19 protein-coding genes, 1 tRNA gene and 3 pseudogenes are annotated in these 19,647 nt (G+C 33.6%); 18 read left to right on the forward strand and 5 right to left on the reverse strand.

Features of this window, described 5'->3' with window-relative positions:
- The first annotated feature begins 19 nt into the window (after window positions 1-19).
- The 13 genes and pseudogenes from GQ590_RS04930 to serC all read left to right on the forward strand — a co-directional run bounded on the left by GQ590_RS04930 (window position 20) and on the right by serC (window position 11,596).
- Window positions 20-439 (forward strand): tol-pal system YbgF family protein, encoded by a 420-nt coding sequence (locus GQ590_RS04930; RefSeq protein WP_160406279.1) that lies wholly within the window; start codon window positions 20-22, stop codon window positions 437-439.
- Between the two features lie 56 nt (window positions 440-495).
- Window positions 496-1,344: a hypothetical protein gene (locus GQ590_RS04935; protein WP_160406278.1), complete on the forward strand. Its 849-nt coding sequence runs from the start codon at window positions 496-498 to the stop codon at window positions 1,342-1,344.
- A 40-nt stretch (window positions 1,345-1,384) separates the two neighbouring features.
- On the forward strand, window positions 1,385-2,239 hold the full coding sequence (locus GQ590_RS04940) for a hypothetical protein (protein ID WP_160406277.1): 855 nt from the start codon (window positions 1,385-1,387) through the stop codon (window positions 2,237-2,239).
- A gap of 281 nt (window positions 2,240-2,520) precedes the next feature.
- Window positions 2,521-3,099 carry a hypothetical protein gene (locus GQ590_RS04945; RefSeq protein ID WP_160406276.1) on the forward strand — a complete coding sequence of 193 codons (579 nt, stop codon included), beginning with the start codon at window positions 2,521-2,523 and terminating at the stop codon, window positions 3,097-3,099.
- Window positions 3,100-3,246: 147 nt separating this feature from the next.
- A complete protein-coding gene (locus GQ590_RS04950) occupies window positions 3,247-3,807 on the forward strand; it encodes a hypothetical protein (RefSeq protein WP_160406275.1) in 561 nt (186 codons plus the stop codon).
- Between the two features lie 175 nt (window positions 3,808-3,982).
- A complete protein-coding gene (locus GQ590_RS12240) occupies window positions 3,983-4,441 on the forward strand; it encodes a hypothetical protein (RefSeq protein WP_202112880.1) in 459 nt (152 codons plus the stop codon).
- A 5-nt stretch (window positions 4,442-4,446) separates the two neighbouring features.
- Complete coding sequence (locus GQ590_RS04955; RefSeq protein WP_160406274.1) at window positions 4,447-5,151, forward strand: HEAT repeat domain-containing protein; 705 nt, start codon at window positions 4,447-4,449, stop codon at window positions 5,149-5,151.
- A 2-nt stretch (window positions 5,152-5,153) separates the two neighbouring features.
- Window positions 5,154-5,291 (forward strand): hypothetical protein, encoded by a 138-nt coding sequence (locus GQ590_RS04960; protein ID WP_160406273.1) that lies wholly within the window; start codon window positions 5,154-5,156, stop codon window positions 5,289-5,291.
- 264 nt (window positions 5,292-5,555) lie between these two features.
- Entirely contained in the window at window positions 5,556-6,566 is a 1,011-nt protein-coding gene (argC, locus tag GQ590_RS04965; RefSeq protein ID WP_160406272.1) for an N-acetyl-gamma-glutamyl-phosphate reductase, read from the forward strand.
- Between the two features lie 66 nt (window positions 6,567-6,632).
- On the forward strand, window positions 6,633-7,412 hold the full coding sequence (gene argB, locus GQ590_RS04970) for an acetylglutamate kinase (protein ID WP_160406271.1): 780 nt from the start codon (window positions 6,633-6,635) through the stop codon (window positions 7,410-7,412).
- A gap of 105 nt (window positions 7,413-7,517) precedes the next feature.
- A pseudogene (locus tag GQ590_RS04975) lies at window positions 7,518-8,735 on the forward strand (argininosuccinate synthase); the annotation flags it as partial.
- A gap of 243 nt (window positions 8,736-8,978) precedes the next feature.
- Window positions 8,979-10,352, forward strand: coding sequence for an argininosuccinate lyase (gene argH / locus GQ590_RS04980; RefSeq protein ID WP_160406269.1), 1,374 nt, complete (start codon window positions 8,979-8,981; stop codon window positions 10,350-10,352).
- 158 nt (window positions 10,353-10,510) lie between these two features.
- Window positions 10,511-11,596 (forward strand): 3-phosphoserine/phosphohydroxythreonine transaminase, encoded by a 1,086-nt coding sequence (gene serC / locus GQ590_RS04985; protein ID WP_160406268.1) that lies wholly within the window; start codon window positions 10,511-10,513, stop codon window positions 11,594-11,596.
- A gap of 74 nt (window positions 11,597-11,670) precedes the next feature.
- Here the strand turns inward: serC and GQ590_RS04990 are convergent, their stop codons facing one another.
- On the reverse strand, window positions 11,671-12,030 hold the full coding sequence (locus tag GQ590_RS04990; RefSeq protein ID WP_160406267.1) for a DUF4156 domain-containing protein: 360 nt from the start codon (window positions 12,028-12,030) through the stop codon (window positions 11,671-11,673).
- Window positions 12,031-12,246: 216 nt separating this feature from the next.
- On the opposite strand from GQ590_RS04990, the gene GQ590_RS04995 reads away from it, so the two are divergent.
- The 5 genes and pseudogenes from GQ590_RS04995 (at window position 12,247) to GQ590_RS05020 (ending at window position 16,168) form a co-directional block, all read left to right on the forward strand.
- Window positions 12,247-12,323 (forward strand) — tRNA-Ile (locus GQ590_RS04995).
- 52 nt (window positions 12,324-12,375) lie between these two features.
- Window positions 12,376-13,272 carry a ParA family protein gene (locus GQ590_RS05000; RefSeq protein WP_160406266.1) on the forward strand — a complete coding sequence of 299 codons (897 nt, stop codon included), beginning with the start codon at window positions 12,376-12,378 and terminating at the stop codon, window positions 13,270-13,272.
- A gap of 41 nt (window positions 13,273-13,313) precedes the next feature.
- Window positions 13,314-14,610: pseudogene (locus GQ590_RS12855) on the forward strand (replicative DNA helicase).
- Window positions 14,611-14,626: 16 nt separating this feature from the next.
- On the forward strand, window positions 14,627-15,205 hold the full coding sequence (locus GQ590_RS05015; RefSeq protein WP_160406263.1) for a ParB family protein: 579 nt from the start codon (window positions 14,627-14,629) through the stop codon (window positions 15,203-15,205).
- 38 nt (window positions 15,206-15,243) lie between these two features.
- A pseudogene (locus GQ590_RS05020) lies at window positions 15,244-16,168 on the forward strand (integrase core domain-containing protein).
- Between the two features lie 240 nt (window positions 16,169-16,408).
- Here GQ590_RS05020 and GQ590_RS05025 read toward each other — a convergent pair.
- From GQ590_RS05025 to GQ590_RS05040, 4 genes are read right to left on the reverse strand one after another with little or no spacing between them, the layout of a single operon-like run.
- Window positions 16,409-16,606 (reverse strand): hypothetical protein, encoded by a 198-nt coding sequence (locus GQ590_RS05025; protein WP_160406262.1) that lies wholly within the window; start codon window positions 16,604-16,606, stop codon window positions 16,409-16,411.
- Window positions 16,607-16,610: 4 nt separating this feature from the next.
- Window positions 16,611-17,549 (reverse strand): hypothetical protein, encoded by a 939-nt coding sequence (locus tag GQ590_RS05030; protein ID WP_160406261.1) that lies wholly within the window; start codon window positions 17,547-17,549, stop codon window positions 16,611-16,613.
- A 4-nt stretch (window positions 17,550-17,553) separates the two neighbouring features.
- Complete coding sequence (locus GQ590_RS05035) at window positions 17,554-18,501, reverse strand: hypothetical protein (RefSeq protein WP_160406260.1); 948 nt, start codon at window positions 18,499-18,501, stop codon at window positions 17,554-17,556.
- On the reverse strand, window positions 18,476-19,600 hold the full coding sequence (locus GQ590_RS05040) for a hypothetical protein (protein ID WP_160422550.1): 1,125 nt from the start codon (window positions 19,598-19,600) through the stop codon (window positions 18,476-18,478). The genes GQ590_RS05035 and GQ590_RS05040 overlap by 26 nt, the downstream gene beginning before the upstream one ends.
- Window positions 19,601-19,647: the final 47 nt, after the last annotated feature.

Raw genomic sequence — 19,647 nt, forward strand, 5'->3', positions numbered from 1 at the left:
GCAAAAAGGTATAAATAATATGGAATTATCAGATGAATTATACGATCAAATCGTTTCCAAATTAGAACAAGGAGACCAATATGCCGAAGCAGGAGAATATAACAAAGCGATTGAAAAATACGAATCTGCTTTAAATTTAGTTCCCCTCCAAAAAGAAAACTGGGAAGTCAGTTTACATATTTACACGGCAATGGCAGATAGTTATTTCAATCTAGGCAATTATCAACAAGCCAATAACAACTACGAACAAGCCTTAAAATGTCCTGACGGATTAGAAAACGGCTATGTGTGGTTAGGACTTGGAGAAACGTATTATGAATTAGAAAATATGGATAAAGCCAAAGATGCGCTTATGAGTGCTTATATGCTGGAAGGAAAAGAAATTTTTCAGGACGAAGACGACAAATATTTCTCCCTGATACAAGATTCTATTGGATAAATATAGAAGCGGAAGCCATTGCAAGGGTGGGAAGACTATCCAGAAGCATTAAAATTATGAAAATAAAATATAGAATTGTTAAGAATTTTAATAAAGAAGAACAAGATGAATTAGAAAGGTTAGGAATTAATGTATCAGAAGGGTGGGATTCATTTGAAATCGAGGAAAATAATCAAAATTTTGAACGAATCAAAAATATGCTGAATAAGGATTGGGATAATATAACCCAAAAGAAAAGTTATTTTTCAGAAAAAGATAGAGCATTAGCCCCGTATTTAAATATATATGCAAATAAAATGTTGGGATATGCAAAACCAGATGACGAATCTATTGTAGATGAATACGAATATTCATTTGATATATACCCTTATTACAAAGGTGTCTTTGAAATAATTAAGACTGACAAACAATTTGGAATATTAAGAGGAAATCAAATCGGCTATTATTCTTTAGAAGATGAACCTAATTGGAGAGGAAATGAAATTGCCTCGGCAAATAACATTGAAGATGCTTTTTTTGTAAAACCCGAAGTTTTTGAAAAAATATTTAGACCTTTAAATATTAAATCTTTGCCAGTTATAAACTATAAAACTCAAACCAAATTAGAAAATGTTGTACAAATAGTTCAACAAGGAATCAGTAAATCTCACTTAATTATTAATAAAACTCAAGTCAAAGAAAAAACACATATTGTAAATTGGGATATTGATAAATATGTATTAAGCGATGATTCTTATTATCCATCTTTTGATTCTTCACCCGGTGAATTTGATTTTTTTTATACTCATGAGTATTTTGGTACAGGAGGATTAACTCAAAGAAATACAATAATTTCAAAAAAACTTTATAACATATTAAAAACTAACAATATTAAAGGTTTAAATTATTATCCTATGAAAGGATAATAGAAAAAGTTTAAAAAATTGATACATGGATTTAATCAATATGAAAATAAAATATCGATTTTTTAAAAATTTTTCCTTAAAAGAAGTTTGTAAATTAAAAAATATAAATATTTATGTCGATGTGGGATGTGATGCTTTTACATTCTATGAAAATGACGAAACGAACGAGCAACTTCAATCCATATTCGGAAGCAACTATAAAAACTATGTTACTGTTGTCAAAACAGAATTTTCAGAAAACGAAAGAATTAATGCCGATTATTTATCAATTAAGTCTAGTAAAATTTTGGGATATCCTCAACCAGAAGACTTAGATGGAAATGATGAATTGGAAAAATTTCCTTTTAATGTTTTTCCTTATTTAAACAATGTATTTGAAATAACAAAAAGAAGTGAAAATTTTGGAATTATTAGAGGAAAGCAAATTGGAAGTATCTCACTATTAAGCGAACCTAAATGGAATAAAAAAAGTATAGGAACAATATATTGGCTTGAAGATACATTTTTTACTACACCTTCAATTTATGAAAATATATTTAAACCACTGAATATACAAAGCAAAAGTGTAATTGGGTATGGTAATCAAAAACCTCTAGTTACAGTAGTTCAATTGTTACCACAAGGAATATCCTCATCTAAATTAAATATAAATGATAATAATGTAGATGAGAAAACACATATCCCAGAGTGGGAAATGACTAGGTTTCATTTAAACAATAAAGGATTTTTTCCGTCTTTTGAAAATCATCCTGGAAATTTTGATTTTTTTGTATCTCAAGAAAATTTTGGTTCCGGTCATGCCAATTATAAAGAAGTCTTTGTATCGCAAAAGCTATATCAACTTTTAAAAAATAATAATATAAAAGGACTAGATTATTACCCAGTAAAGAAATAGTAAGCCGAAAATTTACACAGTTAGGGAAAGTAACAGAAAGAACAGCAAAAAAATATATTGATGAACTCACTAGCAAATACGCCCCCGGTACGGTTATCAAAAACACCGAACGTAATGCGGAAGCCATTGCAAGAGCAGGAAAAAAATTAGACGGGCAAATGATTTTAGAAGTACCTAGACAAACAGAAAAAATTTCCAAAGAAGTTTTAGAGTACGCGGCAAATAAAAAAGTTACAATAAGAGATATAAACGGAAACATATTAAATTAAAAGAAGCAAATTATGATAAAATATACAGATTACTTCCGAAAAAAAGTAAGAGAAGAATATCTTGCAGTTGGTTGTTGGGACACATGGAATAATACTAAATTTGAGAAAAAAGTAGAAAAAGGCAAACTCACCTCTGAAGAAGTCGCTAAATATAACCACGAGCATTTATTGGGATATGAGTTTTGCGTACTACACTCCGAAAAATCACTTTACCCCTATTGTTACGTTACGATAGTGCCTAGAAATAAACATGTTGGCGTTTATTTTATCGATAATGAAGGAAGAACATATCTAAAATATCTTTTCGATGAAGTAAAAGAAGATCGCACCCTATTTTTAGAAGAAGTTTGGTTTTATCAATTTATCCCAGGAAACAGCAGCGAAGAGCAAGAGTACCGTATGCACTTTGCATTTGATCAGGACGGAACATACGCTGCCCGAAAATATATCGATTCTAAGGGGAAATACGAAGATTACAAAGGCAATCAAAAACTCGACTTTTCAGGCTTATACGAAAAATATCCCGAATTTGGACAATACGAAGGCATAATCCAACTCGAACGCCCGGTATTGAATGATATTATCTCTTGATAACAAATCAAAAATAGGCATCTTATAAAGGTGTACGTATACTAGATGATATTTCTAAATTACCCGGATTATAAAATTAATTAATAATATTAAGCACATATGTACACATTAAAATTCGCAGAATACAATGACACTATGAAAGAAGTAATGTCTGAAGAAGATACTTTAGAGAATATAGTAGATCTTAGCCTTGATAGGAAACCAACAGCAGAAGACAAAAAACATCTCAAGAATGCAGAAGATTGGGCCAAATATGCTTTTGATAATGATAAAGAATACTATGTCACCTTTTTTAAAGATGGTGAGCCTATAGCATGCGTAAATAATTATTTTAGAAAGATAAGTATTGATTTTCTAACTTATCATAATGGTGAATTGTTTATTTATCTTTTTATGGTCTACGATAAAGGTAAAGATTCACATAATAAGGATGTGGATGGAAAGATATTTTTACGTCAGATTGAGTTATATGATGAAGATGCAGATAAAAGAATAACCAACAAAGTTCTTTTTAGAGATAATGGCATTATGAATGTTAAGACCATTACAAAAACAAAAAGACCGGAGTTTGGAATGAATTATGAAGAAAAAGAAACCCAAGTAAACTTATCACATAATTGGCTAAGAAAACCCCAAAATTACACAGATTACGAATACTTATTTGATTATCAAAACATTTTAAAACCTGAATATTTAGATTTACCATAATATTTTATTGTGCATTCTTTTAGTTATCAAAAACACCGAACGTAATGCGGAAAAATTTCCCAAAAAGTACTAGACTATGCTGAAAGTAAAAACGTTACAATAAGAGATATAAAAAGTCTATAATTTTGAAGTTGAAGACTGGCACACCTACTTTGTTGGCAAACTCGCTTGGCTGGTGCATAATGCTAAGCCTTGCTTTACTGATACAATTAAAAAAGTTGTAAAAGACCCAGTAGGTACTTTTAGGGATATAAATGGAAGACTACACAATAGTAAAACAGGGCGTTTTACCGAAGATCCTAACAAGAAAATTAAAGCTCCAAGTTATAGGAGAAATATGGAAGAAAGAAGAAAAGCCCTTTTAAGAGATGCGAAAGACCCCAAAAGTGGATTGAGTAATAGAGCTAGAAGACAAATATTGGATTCAAAAGGGAAAAAAGTTCCAGAAGGTTATGAAGTTTCACATGAAAAACCTCTTTATATAAGAACTACACATGCGGGTAAAAGAAAACTAGATAAGGCGAAATATATGAAAACACAAAGAAAATCGGTTCATAGAGATAGACATAAATTCTGTGGTGATCAATACCATAAATATGGACCAGCAAATAAACCCAAAAATCCTAAACCATAAAGCATATGAATATTAATTTATTAAAGGAAAAATATTTAGAATTAATAAAAATGGAAGATACTGATGACGGTATATTCGATTTTGGTGATCTATTATTAAAATCTGATGATGAAAAGGTTTTAGAATTTCATTATGAAATAATAAAATCTACAAAAGATAAATATTTACTTACAGATTTATTAACTTTTTTCGTAAAAAGAAAAGATAAAAACAAAGTAGGTAATTTTTTAGTAAAAAAATATGATAAAGAACAAAATGTATCTCTAAAAAGTGAAATAATAAAAATTCTAGGAGAAATAAAATATTCAGGAACAGAAGAACTCGCCATCCAAGAAATAAAATCTCCTGAATATGAATTACGATATGCCAGTATCATTGTATTGGGCTGGATTGGTAATTCAAAAGACTTAGGGTATTTAAATGAACGTATGTTAAATGATCCGGAAGGAACATTACGTCAATGTGGAGCTGCTGCGATGAGGCAAATTTGGTTTCGTCATAAATCAACGAAATTAAAAATAACCCAATATATCAATAGTGCGATAAGAAATGAAACAAATCCCGATGCTTTAACCGGCATGATTATCACCATTCAAGATTTATATAGAAAGAAATTAGGAATTAAAGAAAGTCATTATGGCGATCTATCGGGAGATGTTACCAAAGCAAAAGAAAAATGTATTAAAGAATTAGATAAAATATTGAGTTAAAGATGAAACTATTTTTATATGACATTGAAACAGACGAAGAAATAGAACCCGAAGAATATGCATTAGATGAAGCATTAGATGAATTTTATTACCTGTCGGAAGAGGAACATTCTGCTTCTTTTAATATTGATACAATTTAGTGTTCGGTTATTTTTTATGTTTTAATCCTCTTTTACTTTTATTATGGGAAATTTTCTACTTTTTTGCTGTACTATTTTAAGGATAGCTACTGTAAACAACGCGAGGAGTTTTTAAACATAATACGTTGAAATATTAAAAGTCTGCAAAAAAATTAATGAAATTAAATTCAAAAAAAGTGAATAAAAATTCATTTTATACTTGTGCTAGTTTTATAAATAGCCTACTATATATCCATTATTGCATAATAATAGATAAGGATAGGTATGTTAAAGGCAATTATTATTGGTGCGAGTGGCTATGCTGGTGCAAAATTAGCTTATTATCTACACAAACATCCACATATTGAACTTATTGCATTAACTGTATCAGAGAACAGTCAAGATGGTGGCAAGCTGATTTCTGATTACGATTTACATCCCCAATTAAAAGGTGTTGTTGATTTACCACTTACTGCTACCGCAGATTATTCCTCTTATATTAATAGTGTTGATGTCGTTTTTTTAGCAACTGAACATGCTGTCAGCCACAATATAGCTCCTTATTTTTTAGAACATGGCTGCACTGTTTTTGATTTGTCGGGTGCGTTTAGAGTTAATTCTGCTACTTTTTATACCGATTATTATGGTTTCACCCATCAACATCAAAAATGGTTAGATAAAGCAGTTTATGGTTTAGCTGAATGGAATAGCGAAGAGATCAAAGGAGCTCAACTTATTGCAGTTCCTGGGTGCTATCCTACGGCTTCTCAATTACCGCTAAAACCATTAATCGAGGAGGGGCTATTAGATAATTCACAATGGCCTGTTATTAATGCTGTGAGTGGGGTAAGTGGAGCAGGAAGAAAACCTTCACATAATAATCTATTTTGTGAAGTCAGCTTACACGCTTATGGATTATTTACGCATCGTCATCACCCCGAAATTGCAACACATTTAGGTCAAGAAGTGATCTTTACACCTCATTTAGGCAGTTTTAAACAAGGTATTCATGCCACAATAACTTGCCGAGTAAAAGAAAGTGTAACATCACAAGACGTTTTGAATGCTTTAAATAAATACTACCAAAATAAACCGTTAATTAGAGTTTACCAAAAAGATTGGCCAGCATTAAAGTCTGTCATTGGTTTGCCTTATTGCGATATTGGTTTTGTATTGAAAGATCGTCATTTAATATTAATTTCTGTTGAAGATAACTTATTAAAAGGTGCTGCAGCGCAAGCGGTGCAATGTATGAATATTCGATTTGGTTTTGATGAAACCACATCATTATTATAAAAATGAACTAATTCTATGCAAAATTTTGAACGTGTTAACAATAAGTTAAATTAATAGGGAACTAAAATGAAACCATTAGTTATAAAACTTGGAGGCGTATTACTCGATAACAAAGATGCTTTAAGTAAATTATTTGTTGTCATTAGCGAATACAAAAAAAATTTTCAACGTTCATTAATCATTGTTCATGGTGGGGGTACGGTCGTTGATTCCTTGATGGACAGGCTTTCTTTACCTGTGGTACGCCGAAATGGACTGCGTGTAACGCCCGCTGACCAAATCGATGTTATTGTTGGTAGCCTTGCAGGTAGTGCTAATACCACGTTGTTGTCAGAAGCAAAAAAACAAAAAATAGCTAGTGTTGGGCTCTGTTTAGCTGACGGTAATAGTGTGGAAGTTAAACAAATTTCAGAGGATTTAGGTTATGTTGGTGAAGCCAAAGCTGGCGATCCTACATTAATCAATCTACTTATTAATTCGGGTTACCTTCCCATTATTAGCTCGATTGGTATTACTCAAGCGGGACAAATGATGAATGTTAATGCCGATCACGCAGCGGTAGCACTAGCTAAGACCTTAAATGCCGATTTAATATTATTGTCTGATGTCGTTGGCGTACTTGATGAAAATAAACAACGCATCGAATCATTAACACAATTGCAAGCTGATCAGCTAATTGCCAAAGGTATTATTACCGAGGGGATGATAGTGAAAGTCAATGCTGCTTTTGAAGCGGCTAAAGCCTTAGGGCGAGCTATTGATATTGCTAGTTGGAAAGAATCTGACAAATTAATTGAACTATTTAACGGACAATCAGGTATAACAGGCACAAGAATTATTGCTTAAGTATTGAGCTGCTAGTATATTAATTTAGCTATCTATATTTGAATATTAAAAGAAAACATCTTTAACTCATTTATTTATCGTCAGTTAATTTAGAAAGGGTATAACATGAAAAAAAGTGGAACAAAAAAGGTTGTGTTGGCTTATTCGGGCGGTTTAGATACATCAGCAATTATTCCTTGGCTAAAAGAGAATTATGGCGGATGTGAAGTTTATGCCTTTGTTGCCAATGTAGGGCAAGATCCTAAAGAATTAAAAGATGTCGAAAAGAAAGCCAAAGCATCGGGAGCAGTTGCTTGTAAAGTGGTTGATTTACGAGAAGAATTTGTTAAAGACTATGTATATCCAGTATTAAAAACTGGGGCGTTATATGAAGGTACTTATTATCTTGGTACCTCAATGGCTCGTCCAATTATTGCAAAAGCGCAAGTTGAATATGCGTTAGAAGTCGGGGCTGATACACTCTGTCACGGTGCAACAGGTAAAGGTAATGACCAAGTGCGCTTTGAAACCACTTATACTGCACTAGCTCCACAACTTAAAGTGATTGCACCTTGGCGTGAGTGGGATTTACGCTCACGTGAAGCTTTAATTGATTATTTAAAAGCCCGTAAAATTCCAACTACTGCAACAGTTGAAAAAATTTACAGCCGTGACGAAAATGCATGGCATATTTCAACCGAAGGCGGTGTCCTTGAAAGCACATGGAACCAAGCTAATGCCGATTGCTGGGCTTGGACTGTTTCGCCAGAAGATGCACCAAATAAACCAGAATTAGTGACTATTGGTATTGAAAAATGTGAAGTCGTTTCAGTTAATGGTAAAAAATTATCACCTTATAACTGCGTTGCAACATTAAATAAAATTGGTGCTAAACATGGTGTTGGTCGAGTTGATATTATTGAAAACCGCTTAGTTGGTATCAAATCACGAGGTTGTTATGAAACGCCTGGTGGTACCATAATGATGACAGCATTGCGTGGTTTAGAGCAATTAATCTTAGATCGTGACAGCTTTAAATGGCGTGAGCAATTAGGTTTAGAAATGGCCTATGTTGTTTATGACGGGCGTTGGTTTGCTCCATATCGTCGTTCTATTCAAGCTGCAGCCGAAGTCTTAGCACAAGACATGACTGGCGAAGTCGTGGTTAAACTCTATAAAGGCAATGCAACAGCGGTACAAAAGAAATCGCCAAATAGTCTATATAATGAAGAGTTTGCTACATTTGGGGAAGATGAAGTTTATGATCACAGCCATGCAGGTGGGTTTATTCGTTTATTCTCGTTGTCATCACGCATACGAGCTTTAAATGAAGAAAAGAAAAAACAACCAGCCCAAAAGGCTAAAACAACTAAAAGTCCAAAACCAGCGACTAAAAAAGCAGTCACAAAAACGAAAAAATAAGCGCTAGTATCAAAAAATCAAACTACTATAATAAATATATACAGGTTAAATCCTGTATATATTATTTTTATTGTTGATAAAATCAAATTTTATTATAAATATAAACACATAAAAACGATAAATTAAAATCGTATAACTAATCATTAAAATAATATTGAGGTAATTATGGCATTATGGGGTGGACGTTTTAGCCAAGTGGCAGATCAAAGGTTTAAACATTTTAATGACTCATTGCGCTTTGACTATCGTCTTGCTGAGCAAGATATTATCGGTTCGATTGCTTGGTCAAAAGCATTGGTGACCGTTGACGTTATATCTTATGATGAGCAAAAAAAACTAGAAAAGGCCTTAAACGAATTATTACTTTCGGTCCAACAAGATCCCAAACAGATTTTACAAAGCGATGCCGAAGACATACACAGCTGGGTTGAGCAAAAACTAATCGAAAAAATCGGTGATTTAGGTAAAAAATTACATACAGGACGAAGTCGTAACGACCAATCGACAACTGACCTAAAACTATGGTGTAAAATACAAGTTTCATATTTAATTAACGCCGTTAATCATTTGCGACAATCACTAGTTGCAACAGCCGAACAACATCAAAATGCGATTATGCCAGGTTACACTCATCTGCAACGAGCCCAGCCAATAACGTTTGCTCACTGGTGCTTAGCCTATTTTGAAATGCTTAGTCGTGATATTAGTCGCTTAGAAGATACACTAAAACGCCTTGATGTAAGCCCTTTGGGCTCTGGTGCATTAGCAGGAACTGCCTATCCAATGGATCGTGAACAATTAGCGCATTGGTTAGGGTTTACGCAAGCTACTAATAACAGTTTAGATTCGGTGTCTGATCGTGATCACATTATTGAACTATTAAATAATGCTTCAATAGGCATGATACATCTATCGCGTTTTGCTGAAGATCTTATTATTTTTAATAGTGGCGAAGCCAATTTTGTTGAACTATCTGATCGCGTGACTTCGGGGTCTTCACTCATGCCACAAAAAAAGAATCCCGATGCATTAGAGCTGATCCGTGGCAAAGTAGGGCGAGTTGTTGGTGCACTAACAGGAGCAATAGTGACTTTGAAAGGATTACCTTTGGCTTACAATAAAGATCTACAAGAAGACAAAGAGCACCTATTTGATGCGCTTGATACTTGGCTTGAGTGTTTAGATATGGCTATGCTAGTGTTAGAAGATATTAAAATTAATTACACCAATTGCCAAGAAGCGGCCAAACAAGGTTATTCTAATGCAACTGAATTAGCTGATTATTTAGTTGCCAAAGGTATACCGTTCCGTGAAGCTCACCATATTGTTGGTGAAGCGGTGATAGAGGCTATTGCAAAACAAAAAGCACTTGAAGAACTTTCGCTTGAAGAACTACAAAAATTTAGTCCAGTTATAGATAATGATGTTTATCCAATATTATCATTAGAATCATGCCTAGCTAAACGCTGTGCCAAAGGTGGCGTTTCACCACAACAAGTAAAATTAGCAATTGAAGTTGCAAAGCAACAATTATCATAATTAACTAAACTCCTCAATAACATTATGCCAGCATCTGCTGGCGTTTTTATGCCAACATATTCACTTCTATGCTATTTTTTTATAAAAAATCTGATTGTATATCAGTGCAGACAGTGCAAGAATAGAACTCTTTTTTGAATGGATCAAAGTGAATTGCAATGAATAAAAGTTATAATTTTAGTGCAGGTCCTGCAAAATTACCTGCAGATGTATTAAAACAAGTTCAAGTTGAATTATTAAATTGGCATAATACTGGCGCATCAGTCATGGAATTAAGCCATAGAGGTAAAGATTTTGATGCATGCGCTATTGAAGCAAGCAATGATCTGCGTCAAATCTTAAACATCCCTAATAATTATAAAATCCTTTATTGCCAAGGGGGAGCTAGAGCACAATTTGCCGCTGTACCACTAAATATTTTGGGAAATAAAACCAGTGCAGATTACATTAACAGCGGTTACTGGAGCCAATGTGCTGCCAAAGAGGCTAGCAAATATTGCCAAATTAATGAACAAAATGTCATCATTAAACAAGATGGATTAACAGCAATAAAACCCATGTCCGAATGGCAATTAAATGATGATGCAGCTTATATACACTATTGCCCAAACGAAACAATCGACGGTGTTCAAATCTTCGAAGAGCCTAATTTTAACAACAAAACTGTTGTTGCCGACTTATCTTCATGCATATTATCACAACCTATTGATATAAACCGATATGGCATCATTTATGCTGGAGCACAAAAAAACATCGGCCCTTCAGGTATCACTATAGTTATTGTGCGTGAAGATCTAATTGGCTATGCACAAAAAATCCTACCATCAGTATTAGACTACAAAATCTTATTAGACAATGACTCCATGTTTAACACACCACCTACATTTGCATGGTACATGTCTGGCTTAGTATTTAAATGGATCAAAAAACTTGGTGGACTAAAAGCAATGCAACAACGAAACCAAACCAAAGCGCAATTACTATATCAATTTATTGACCAATCTGATTTTTATCAAAATACGGTTGCTAAAGCCAATCGATCAATAATGAACGTCACCTTTTTATCGCCAAATGAAGATCTGGATAAAAAATTTGTAAGTGAAGCAACGCAAGCTAACATTATAGGTATAAAAGGTCACCGAATTGCTGGAGGAATGCGTGCATCTCTTTATAATGCCATGGATCAAGACGGCGTAAATTATTTAATTGATTTTATGCAGCAATTTGAAAAACAAAATAGCTAAATTAACTCAAAATATTACAAGTCATTACTATCAGCAAAAAGGGAGACAAACCTCCCTTTTTCATTTAATCAGCATTATTTACAGCTATAAACTTCACCAACCATAACGGCATCTGTTGGTGCAATATCAGAAATATATTGCATTGAAGTATCCTGTGCATTATAAATCACATTGCCACCCATCGCAGCCGCCTTATTCATCAATTCTGTTGCAGCATCACGAATAAGTTCGCTATGTGTTTTAAGACCAGAAAAGAAACTACTACGGCGTCCTTCTGCTTTACCCAATAATTGACAAGAAGCAGCAGGTTTAGTATCTATGAATTGAACATGACTACCGGCAGAAGTAGTTTGATAGTTAGAACTACTACAAGCACCTAAAAACAAAGTCGCAACCATCGCAACACCAATGAATAATAATTTTTTTATAGACATAATATTTCCTCAACCAATAAAACAACAATCAATAATAAACTAAATTATTGTAGCAGTTTAATTAAATAAAAAATATCAGTAATTAAACTTGTATAAAACCCAATAAATAACAGGACAATAAATAATCAAACCGTTCTATTTTATTAATTAACTATAGCAAATTCGATTTAACTCTATTATAATCGCAACCCTACTAACTCAGTAGCACATCCAAATGGCCCCTTAGCTCAGTTGGTCAGAGCAGTCGACTCATAATCGATTGGTCACTGGTTCAAGTCCAGTAGGGGCCACCATCTCATGATTTTAATGTTTAATAAATTTTTTAATTTTTTAAGGGTTAATATCATGAAAAAAAATGCAACAGTGATAACTATAGCCGATACTAAAGGCGGTTCTACCAAATCTACTACAGCAGTTAATATTGCTGCTTTTATAGCACATTCGGGGTTAAAAACACTATTACTGGATTTTGACTTAGAGCAGCCTACAGCTTGTTCATATTTTCCATCGCAAAAAGAGGCTCCATATGGCATTTATGATTTTCTTATAATGCATGAAACAGATTTAGATAAACTAATATCTGCGACAACAACACAAAATTTAGATGTTATGTCATCAAACAGTGTTAGACAAGAAATTGTTTCCCATTTAAACGCTTCGGCCGATGGTATTATCCGTCTAAAATCATGCTTAAAACTTCTCAAAAACGAGTACGATGTGATAGTTATTGATACGGTCGGAACAATTGATCCAACGGTCAATATGGCAGTACTTGCTTCTGATGTGGTTTTATCTCCGCTAGATCCTTCCATGCCAGGCGTTCGAGAATATCTGCGAGGCACTATTTCTAATTTATTTAGAAGTTTGATTCCTTTTACGGATTACGGAATAGAATTACCTCCTGTTTATACGTTTTTTAATCGAGTAGAAGAAAATAATGATTGCCGTCGTATAAAAGAACTTTTTAATCAACAAATCAAATCTCTGCCACCCTTACCCTTTAAAATTACTGTTTTAGATAAAGATATTAAAAAGAAAAATAGTTACAAAGTTGCCGCATCCCTCGGTATTGCAGCATTTCAACATTATACCGAACCAACAAATAAAGTAGCTCATCCATATAAAATAACAAAAGCCCAAGCTCAAAGTATCAAAGACGATATTTATTATTTGTGTCAACACCTATTACCTAGGTATCAGCCACAATTTGATGCATTTATGAAAACCGAAATTACTCATTAATCATTTTTATTTCTGTTCACAATAAATAACAAGGTGATTATATGAATAAGCAATTTTTTTATTCTAATGATACTGAGCGATCAGTATTAGGTGCATTATTAATCGATAATAGCTGTATTGATGATACATTTGAAATAAAAGTGGATGATTTTTATATACCACAGCACAAATTGATTTTTAATGCCATAGTTTCTTTAATTCAAGAAGGTAAGCATGCGGATATTCTGACTGTATCTCAGGCTCTTTCCGAAGAACAACTAAAAAATTGTGGTGGTTTAGCATATTTAGCTGAGTTGAGTAGAGATACACCACGAGCAACAAATTTTAAACACTATGCATCAATTTTACGCAATTATACAAAAGCTCGTAGTGCAAATAATATTGCAAAAACATTGATAAAAAAGCTCACAAAAGCGTCATTTAGTAATTCAGACAGCAGTAATCAGATTATAGCACAAACGGAATCCGAACTTTTTCAGTTGGGACATGCTGTAGATAATCAAGATGAGCAACTTATACCAGCAATGTTGAATAATATTATGACATTTTTGGAAACGGAGCACTCTCCATTTATTCCAACAGGTTTTAAAAATTTGGATTCTAAAATAGGTGGGTTGGAACCCAAGGAAATTACAATTATTGCCGCAAGACCTTCCATGGGGAAAACAGCATTTCTTATTTCATTGATTTACAATCAAATAATAGCGCTTAATGATAATCCTAATTTACCTATACAACCTGTTTTTGTTTTTAGCTTAGAGATGGATGCACAATCGTTGATGTTGCGATTATTAGCTACATTATCCCATGTACCATTTATCGATATAAAAAATAAAAATCTTGACGATAGTGATTACGGAAAAATTTCTTATTATTGATGATAATGCGTATTTAACTCCAAGCATTTTCAGACGTAAAGTTCAGCGTTATACACGTTTATATGGCCAACCAATATTTGTTGCAGTTGATTATGTACAGTTAATGTCATCAGGTGAAAAAAACAATGAAAATCGTGCTGTTGAAGTGAGCAATATTAGTAGACAGCTAAAAATTCATTGTAAAGATTTCAATATTCCTTTAGTTCTGCTTTCACAATTAAACCGCTCAGTTGAATCTCGTTCTGATAAACATCCTCTTTTGTCTGATTTGAAAGAATCTGGCAGTTTAGAGCAAGATGCGACAACAGTAATATTACTGTATCGAGATGAAGTCTATAACGAAAACAGTGAAGCTAAAGGGACTGGTGAATTAATAGTGGCCAAAGCTCGTAATGCAGCGACTGGTAAAGTAGCAGTCAAATTTGATGGGCCATACATGCATTATCAAAATTTAGTTTAAGGAAAATATTAATATTATGGTAGAACAAAAATCATCTGTTGATGTTATGCGTGAACGTATATCTACAGGTTTCCCAGACGGTGATAGGGCAACCACTAAAATTACATTGAATGAAATGCCTATGCGGGTCAATCTTGACGAATTAAGACCTAGTCAGGTATTACCACGCCTGAAAAAAAATGAATCATATGAAGATATTAAAGAATCTATTCGAAAAAAGGGACTTGATCATGCTCCTGCCATTACAAAAATACCAGGAGAAGAGGGCTATGTAATTTCAGATGGGGGAAATACACGATTACAAATTTTGAAAGAGTTGTATGAAGAAACTGGCGATAAACGCTTTTATACAATTAATTGTATTTTCAGGCCTTGGGGCGGAGAGCTGAAATCTATTGTTGGACATTTAACTGAAAATGGCCTTCGTAGTGATTATACATTCATAGAAAAAGCATTGGGTGTTTCAAAGAGTAAAGTTTTGTATGAAGAAGAAGTAGGTAAACCACTATCTTCACGAGAGTTGAGTGAGTGTTTAAAAAATCATGGATATCCTATTTCTTATGTATTAATCTGTAATAGTCTTCACTCAATCTGACATTTGCGTTATTTTATAACACAAAAGGAGAGTCATAAATGAATCAAACCGCCAAAATCATTAAACCTAAATTAGGACTTTTAGAATTAGCTAAGCAACTCGGTAACGTTCAACAAGCTTGCAAAGTCATGGGATACAGTCGAGATAGCTATTATCGATTTAAAAAATTGTATGAGCAAGGGGGTGAGCTTGCGCTTCAAGAAATCAGTCGCAAAAAGCCTATCGAAAAAAATCGGGTAGAGCCACATATAGAACAAGCCGTTGTCAATATGGCCTATGAATATCCAGCTTATGGGCAACATCGAGTTGCCAATCAACTTCGTCAAGAAGGCATCATGGTGTCAGGGAGTGGTGTACGCTCTATTTGGCTACGTCACGATTTAGAAAGTTTTAAAAAACGCTTAATAGCTCTAGAAACCAAAGTGGCACAAGAAGGATGTGTGCTCACGGAAAATCAATTACAGCCCTTGAAAAAGCCAAAGCATCACGAACAGTCTGATTGCAGCCGATATGCTCAATGATAAAGTGCTTTCTTTCTTTTACAGCGAACAAGTCCCCCTTTTACGCATTCTTACAGACCGAGGAACGGAATATAATGGCCATAAGGAGAGCCATGCTTATGAACTTTATCTTAATCTAGAAGATATTGAACACACCAAGACCAAAGCCTACAGTCCACAAACTAACGGCATTTGTGAGCGATTCCATAAGACGATGAAAACAGAATGTTATGATATTTTATTTCGGCGTAAGATTTACACACAATTGAGTGAAATACAAAACAATATTGAGCAATGGCTTGAGTTTTACAATCGAGAAAGAGCGCACTCTGGAAAATATTGTTATGGAAAGACACCATGGCAAACATGGAATGATGCAAAGGGATTGGTTAAGGAAAAGCAATTGGAGAATTTATTTTACTCATCGGACACGCATTTTGTTAAAATGAAGGCCGATGAGTAATACGTGTCTGTCAGATTAAGTTTGAGCTACTAAAGTTGAGCAATGGCTTGAGTTTTACAATCGAGAAAGAGCGCATTCTGGAAAATATTGTTATGGGAAGACACCATGGCAAACATGGAATGGTGCAAAGGGGTTGGTTAAGGAAAAGCAATTGGAGAATTTATTTTACTCACCGGACACGCATTTTGTTAAAATGAAAGCCGATGAGTAATATGTGTCTGTCAGATTAAGTTTGAGCTACTATACATTAACAAATAGTTCCCATTTAATATTAGCACTGTAAATTCCGACATAATAGGCAGGTTCTTGCTTATACTGCTTTGGTATTTCAATTGCTTGCATAGTTTCTTTAATTATTTGTTTATCTGTTTTTTGTGCTTGTCCGCAAGAAAACAGAAAACAACTAAGTAAAAACACGCTGATTAATTTTTTCATCATGAATTTATCTTATTACCTCTAACTTGTCAGATCCTTCAGGTATATGGAAACGGAATAAATAACTTCCATTAGACTCCTTATTATTTTCTTTAAAAATTGCTTTAAATTTAATTCCGTCAGAAAAATCATCTTTGTCTTTTTGTCTTAATTTTACAATCCTATTATTGGGTTCAATTATTATCTGATAGTCTTCAATCGGTAAAATTTGTATATCATCAAATATCTTTGAAAACTCCCCGTTGGTTAAAGAGTCTTCTTGAAAAGAATTTTCAATTTCTTGTTGAGTAGCATATAGACAGATAAATTTTTCTTTCTCTCTGGGCATGATTGCTTGAAGGTAAGCTTCTGTATTATTTTTTTCTAAAATAGTACGCAACGCCTCTATTTTTTTAACTACTTTTTGTTCCAAATCGGGGACTTTGGTTAAATCTTTAGATTTTGTCCAACCTGTCATTTGATAAGGCACTTGCGCTTCAAATTCAAACGATTTTTCAAAATAAGGTAAATCTTTAGTCTGTTCATAAGGCAGTTCGAAGTTTAGTATATGGATTTCAGGATCTTCCTTATCCCTAAAATTTTTATTGTAAAATAATCTCAATCTAAAAGCGGCATACTCGCCTAAAACAGCCTGTCCATTCGGGGGATAAATGCGAAAGGTTATTTTTTGTTTACCACTGCCCAAAATTCGATAGTTTAATGGGACAATGAGACTGGTAATTTTACCTTGATAATGGGCAAACATTTGTACATCATTAACAAATAGTTCCCATCTAATATTAGAACTGTAAATTCCGACATAATAGGCAGGTTCTTGCTGGTACTGCTTTGGCACTTCAATTGCTTGCATAGTTTCTTTAATTATTTGTTTATCTGTTTTTGGTGCTTGTCCGCAAGAAAACAGAAAACAACTAAGTAAAAACACGCTGATTAATTTTTTCATCATGAATTTATCTTATTACCTCTAACTCGTCAGATCCTTCAGGTATATGGAAACGGAAGTAATAACCTCCAGTAATCTCCTTTTTATCTTCTTTATCAATTGCTTTAAATTTAATTCCGTCTGTAAAACTATCATCGTCTTTTTGTCTTAATTTTACAATCCTATTATGGGGTTCAAGTATTATCTGATAGTCAGTAATCGGTAAAATTTGTATATCATCCAATATCTTTGAAAGCTGCCCGTTGGTTAAAGAGTCTTCTTGAAAAGAATTTTCAATTTCTTGTTGAGTAGCATATAAACAGATAAATTGTTCTTTCGATCTGGGCATGACTGCTTGAAAGTAAGCTTCTGTATCCTTATTTTCTAAAATAGTACGCAACGCCTCTATTTTTTTTACTACTTTTTGTTCCAAATCGGGGACTTTGGTTAAATCTTTAGATTTTGTCCAACCAGTCATTTGATAAGGCACTTGCGCTTCAAATTCAAACGATTTTTCAAAATAAGGTAAATCTTTAGTCTGTTCATAAGGCAGTTCGAAATCTAGTATAGGGATTTCAGGAACTTTCTTATCCCTAAAATTCTTTCTATAATATAATCTCAATCTAAAAGCGGCATATTCGCCTAAAACAGTCTGTCCATTGGGGGGATACATGCGAATGGTTAATTTTTGTTTACCGCTGCCCAGTATATTATAATTTAGTGGGACAATGGGACTGGTAATTTTACCCTGATAATGGGCAAACGTTTGTGTATCATTAATAAATAGTTCCCATTTAATATTAGCACTGTAAATTCCGGCATAATAGAACGGTTCTTGCTGGTACTGCTTTGGTATTTCAATTGCTTGCATAGTTTCTTTAATTATTTGTTTATCTGTTTTTGGTGCTTGTCCGCAGCCTTGTAATAGTAATAAGCAGGCTACAAGAACACTAGCTGTTTTTTTTATCATTTTCATTAAAATATTTTTTTCCTCCCAAAATAGGTTCTTTCGGTGCTTCAACAATAACGATATCTTTCGATCTTTTAATACCGTATTTATCAAATTCAGCATTAATTTCCAGAATAATTTTGATACCCGTAAACTTTACAGCTCCTTCTAAATAGGGACCCTTTTCATCTGCCGCAAAACCGAGTGTGGGTTCAAAAAAACTGCTGGCTTTTGCGCTAGCCCCTGCTTTCATAGTATGTTCATCCCCCCAAAGTAACCAGGTTTTTATTTTCCACTCTCCTTCTGCGGAAAGTTCTACCTCTAAACCAAAGCGACCATTGGCTTTTACACTGTAATTATTTTCGTTAAAAAATTTAAATCCTGTTTTTTCATGATATAAACCCGATACTATGATTTCAAACCCTATTTCTCCTATTGCTGATACAGCGAATACAGCATTTATATTTAAGGCAACCAGTGCAGTATCTACCGTTCTCACTATGCGTCCAATATACGGCATTCTGGAGGCAATCGCAATTAGGTCTAACGTTCCTTTTCCGGTTAAAAAAGGAGAAAATTTTAAGTGTGCTTCTAATTGACGAACTACCGACAAGGGGGAAGGGGGATTGTATACGTTTTTATAATTTAACTCAAAACTTACGGATGGAGAGCCTATTTCTAACATTACGGGTTGTCTTTTAAGTTTAGCAGCAAGGGATGCACAAGCGTTTTGCATATCTTTCGGTAAAAAATTAAACCCATTTTTTGCTTCATTTCCTCCGATTAACTTATTTATCTTATTTTTTATTTTTAAAAATGTTTTAAGAATAGGTCTTATTTTTCCTGCAAATTCATATGAAATCTCTTTTTGAACATTATTATAAGTTACACCTCCACCTACTTTGAATTTAGTCTCTAAATTTCCATCATATCCGTCTATATCACCAGCTTGTGCCTTATTCACAGCATCATCAACTCGTGCTTGCCTCATTGTAACCCATGAATCTCTATATTTTATTGGATTTTTACAGGCATATTCAACTTTAAATTCCCACTCAATATCGGGGTATACATTAATCTTTACAGGAATGCTGTATCGGCAGGTTTCTGCCATTACCAAAACCATATTAATAAAAAAACGGCGGAGTTATCCGCCTGTTTTATTTATCTTAT

Origin of the sequence: Gilliamella sp. Lep-s35 (assembly GCF_009795845.1) — a bacterium.
In the GTDB taxonomy this organism is placed as follows: Bacteria; Pseudomonadota; Gammaproteobacteria; order Enterobacterales; family Orbaceae; genus Gilliamella.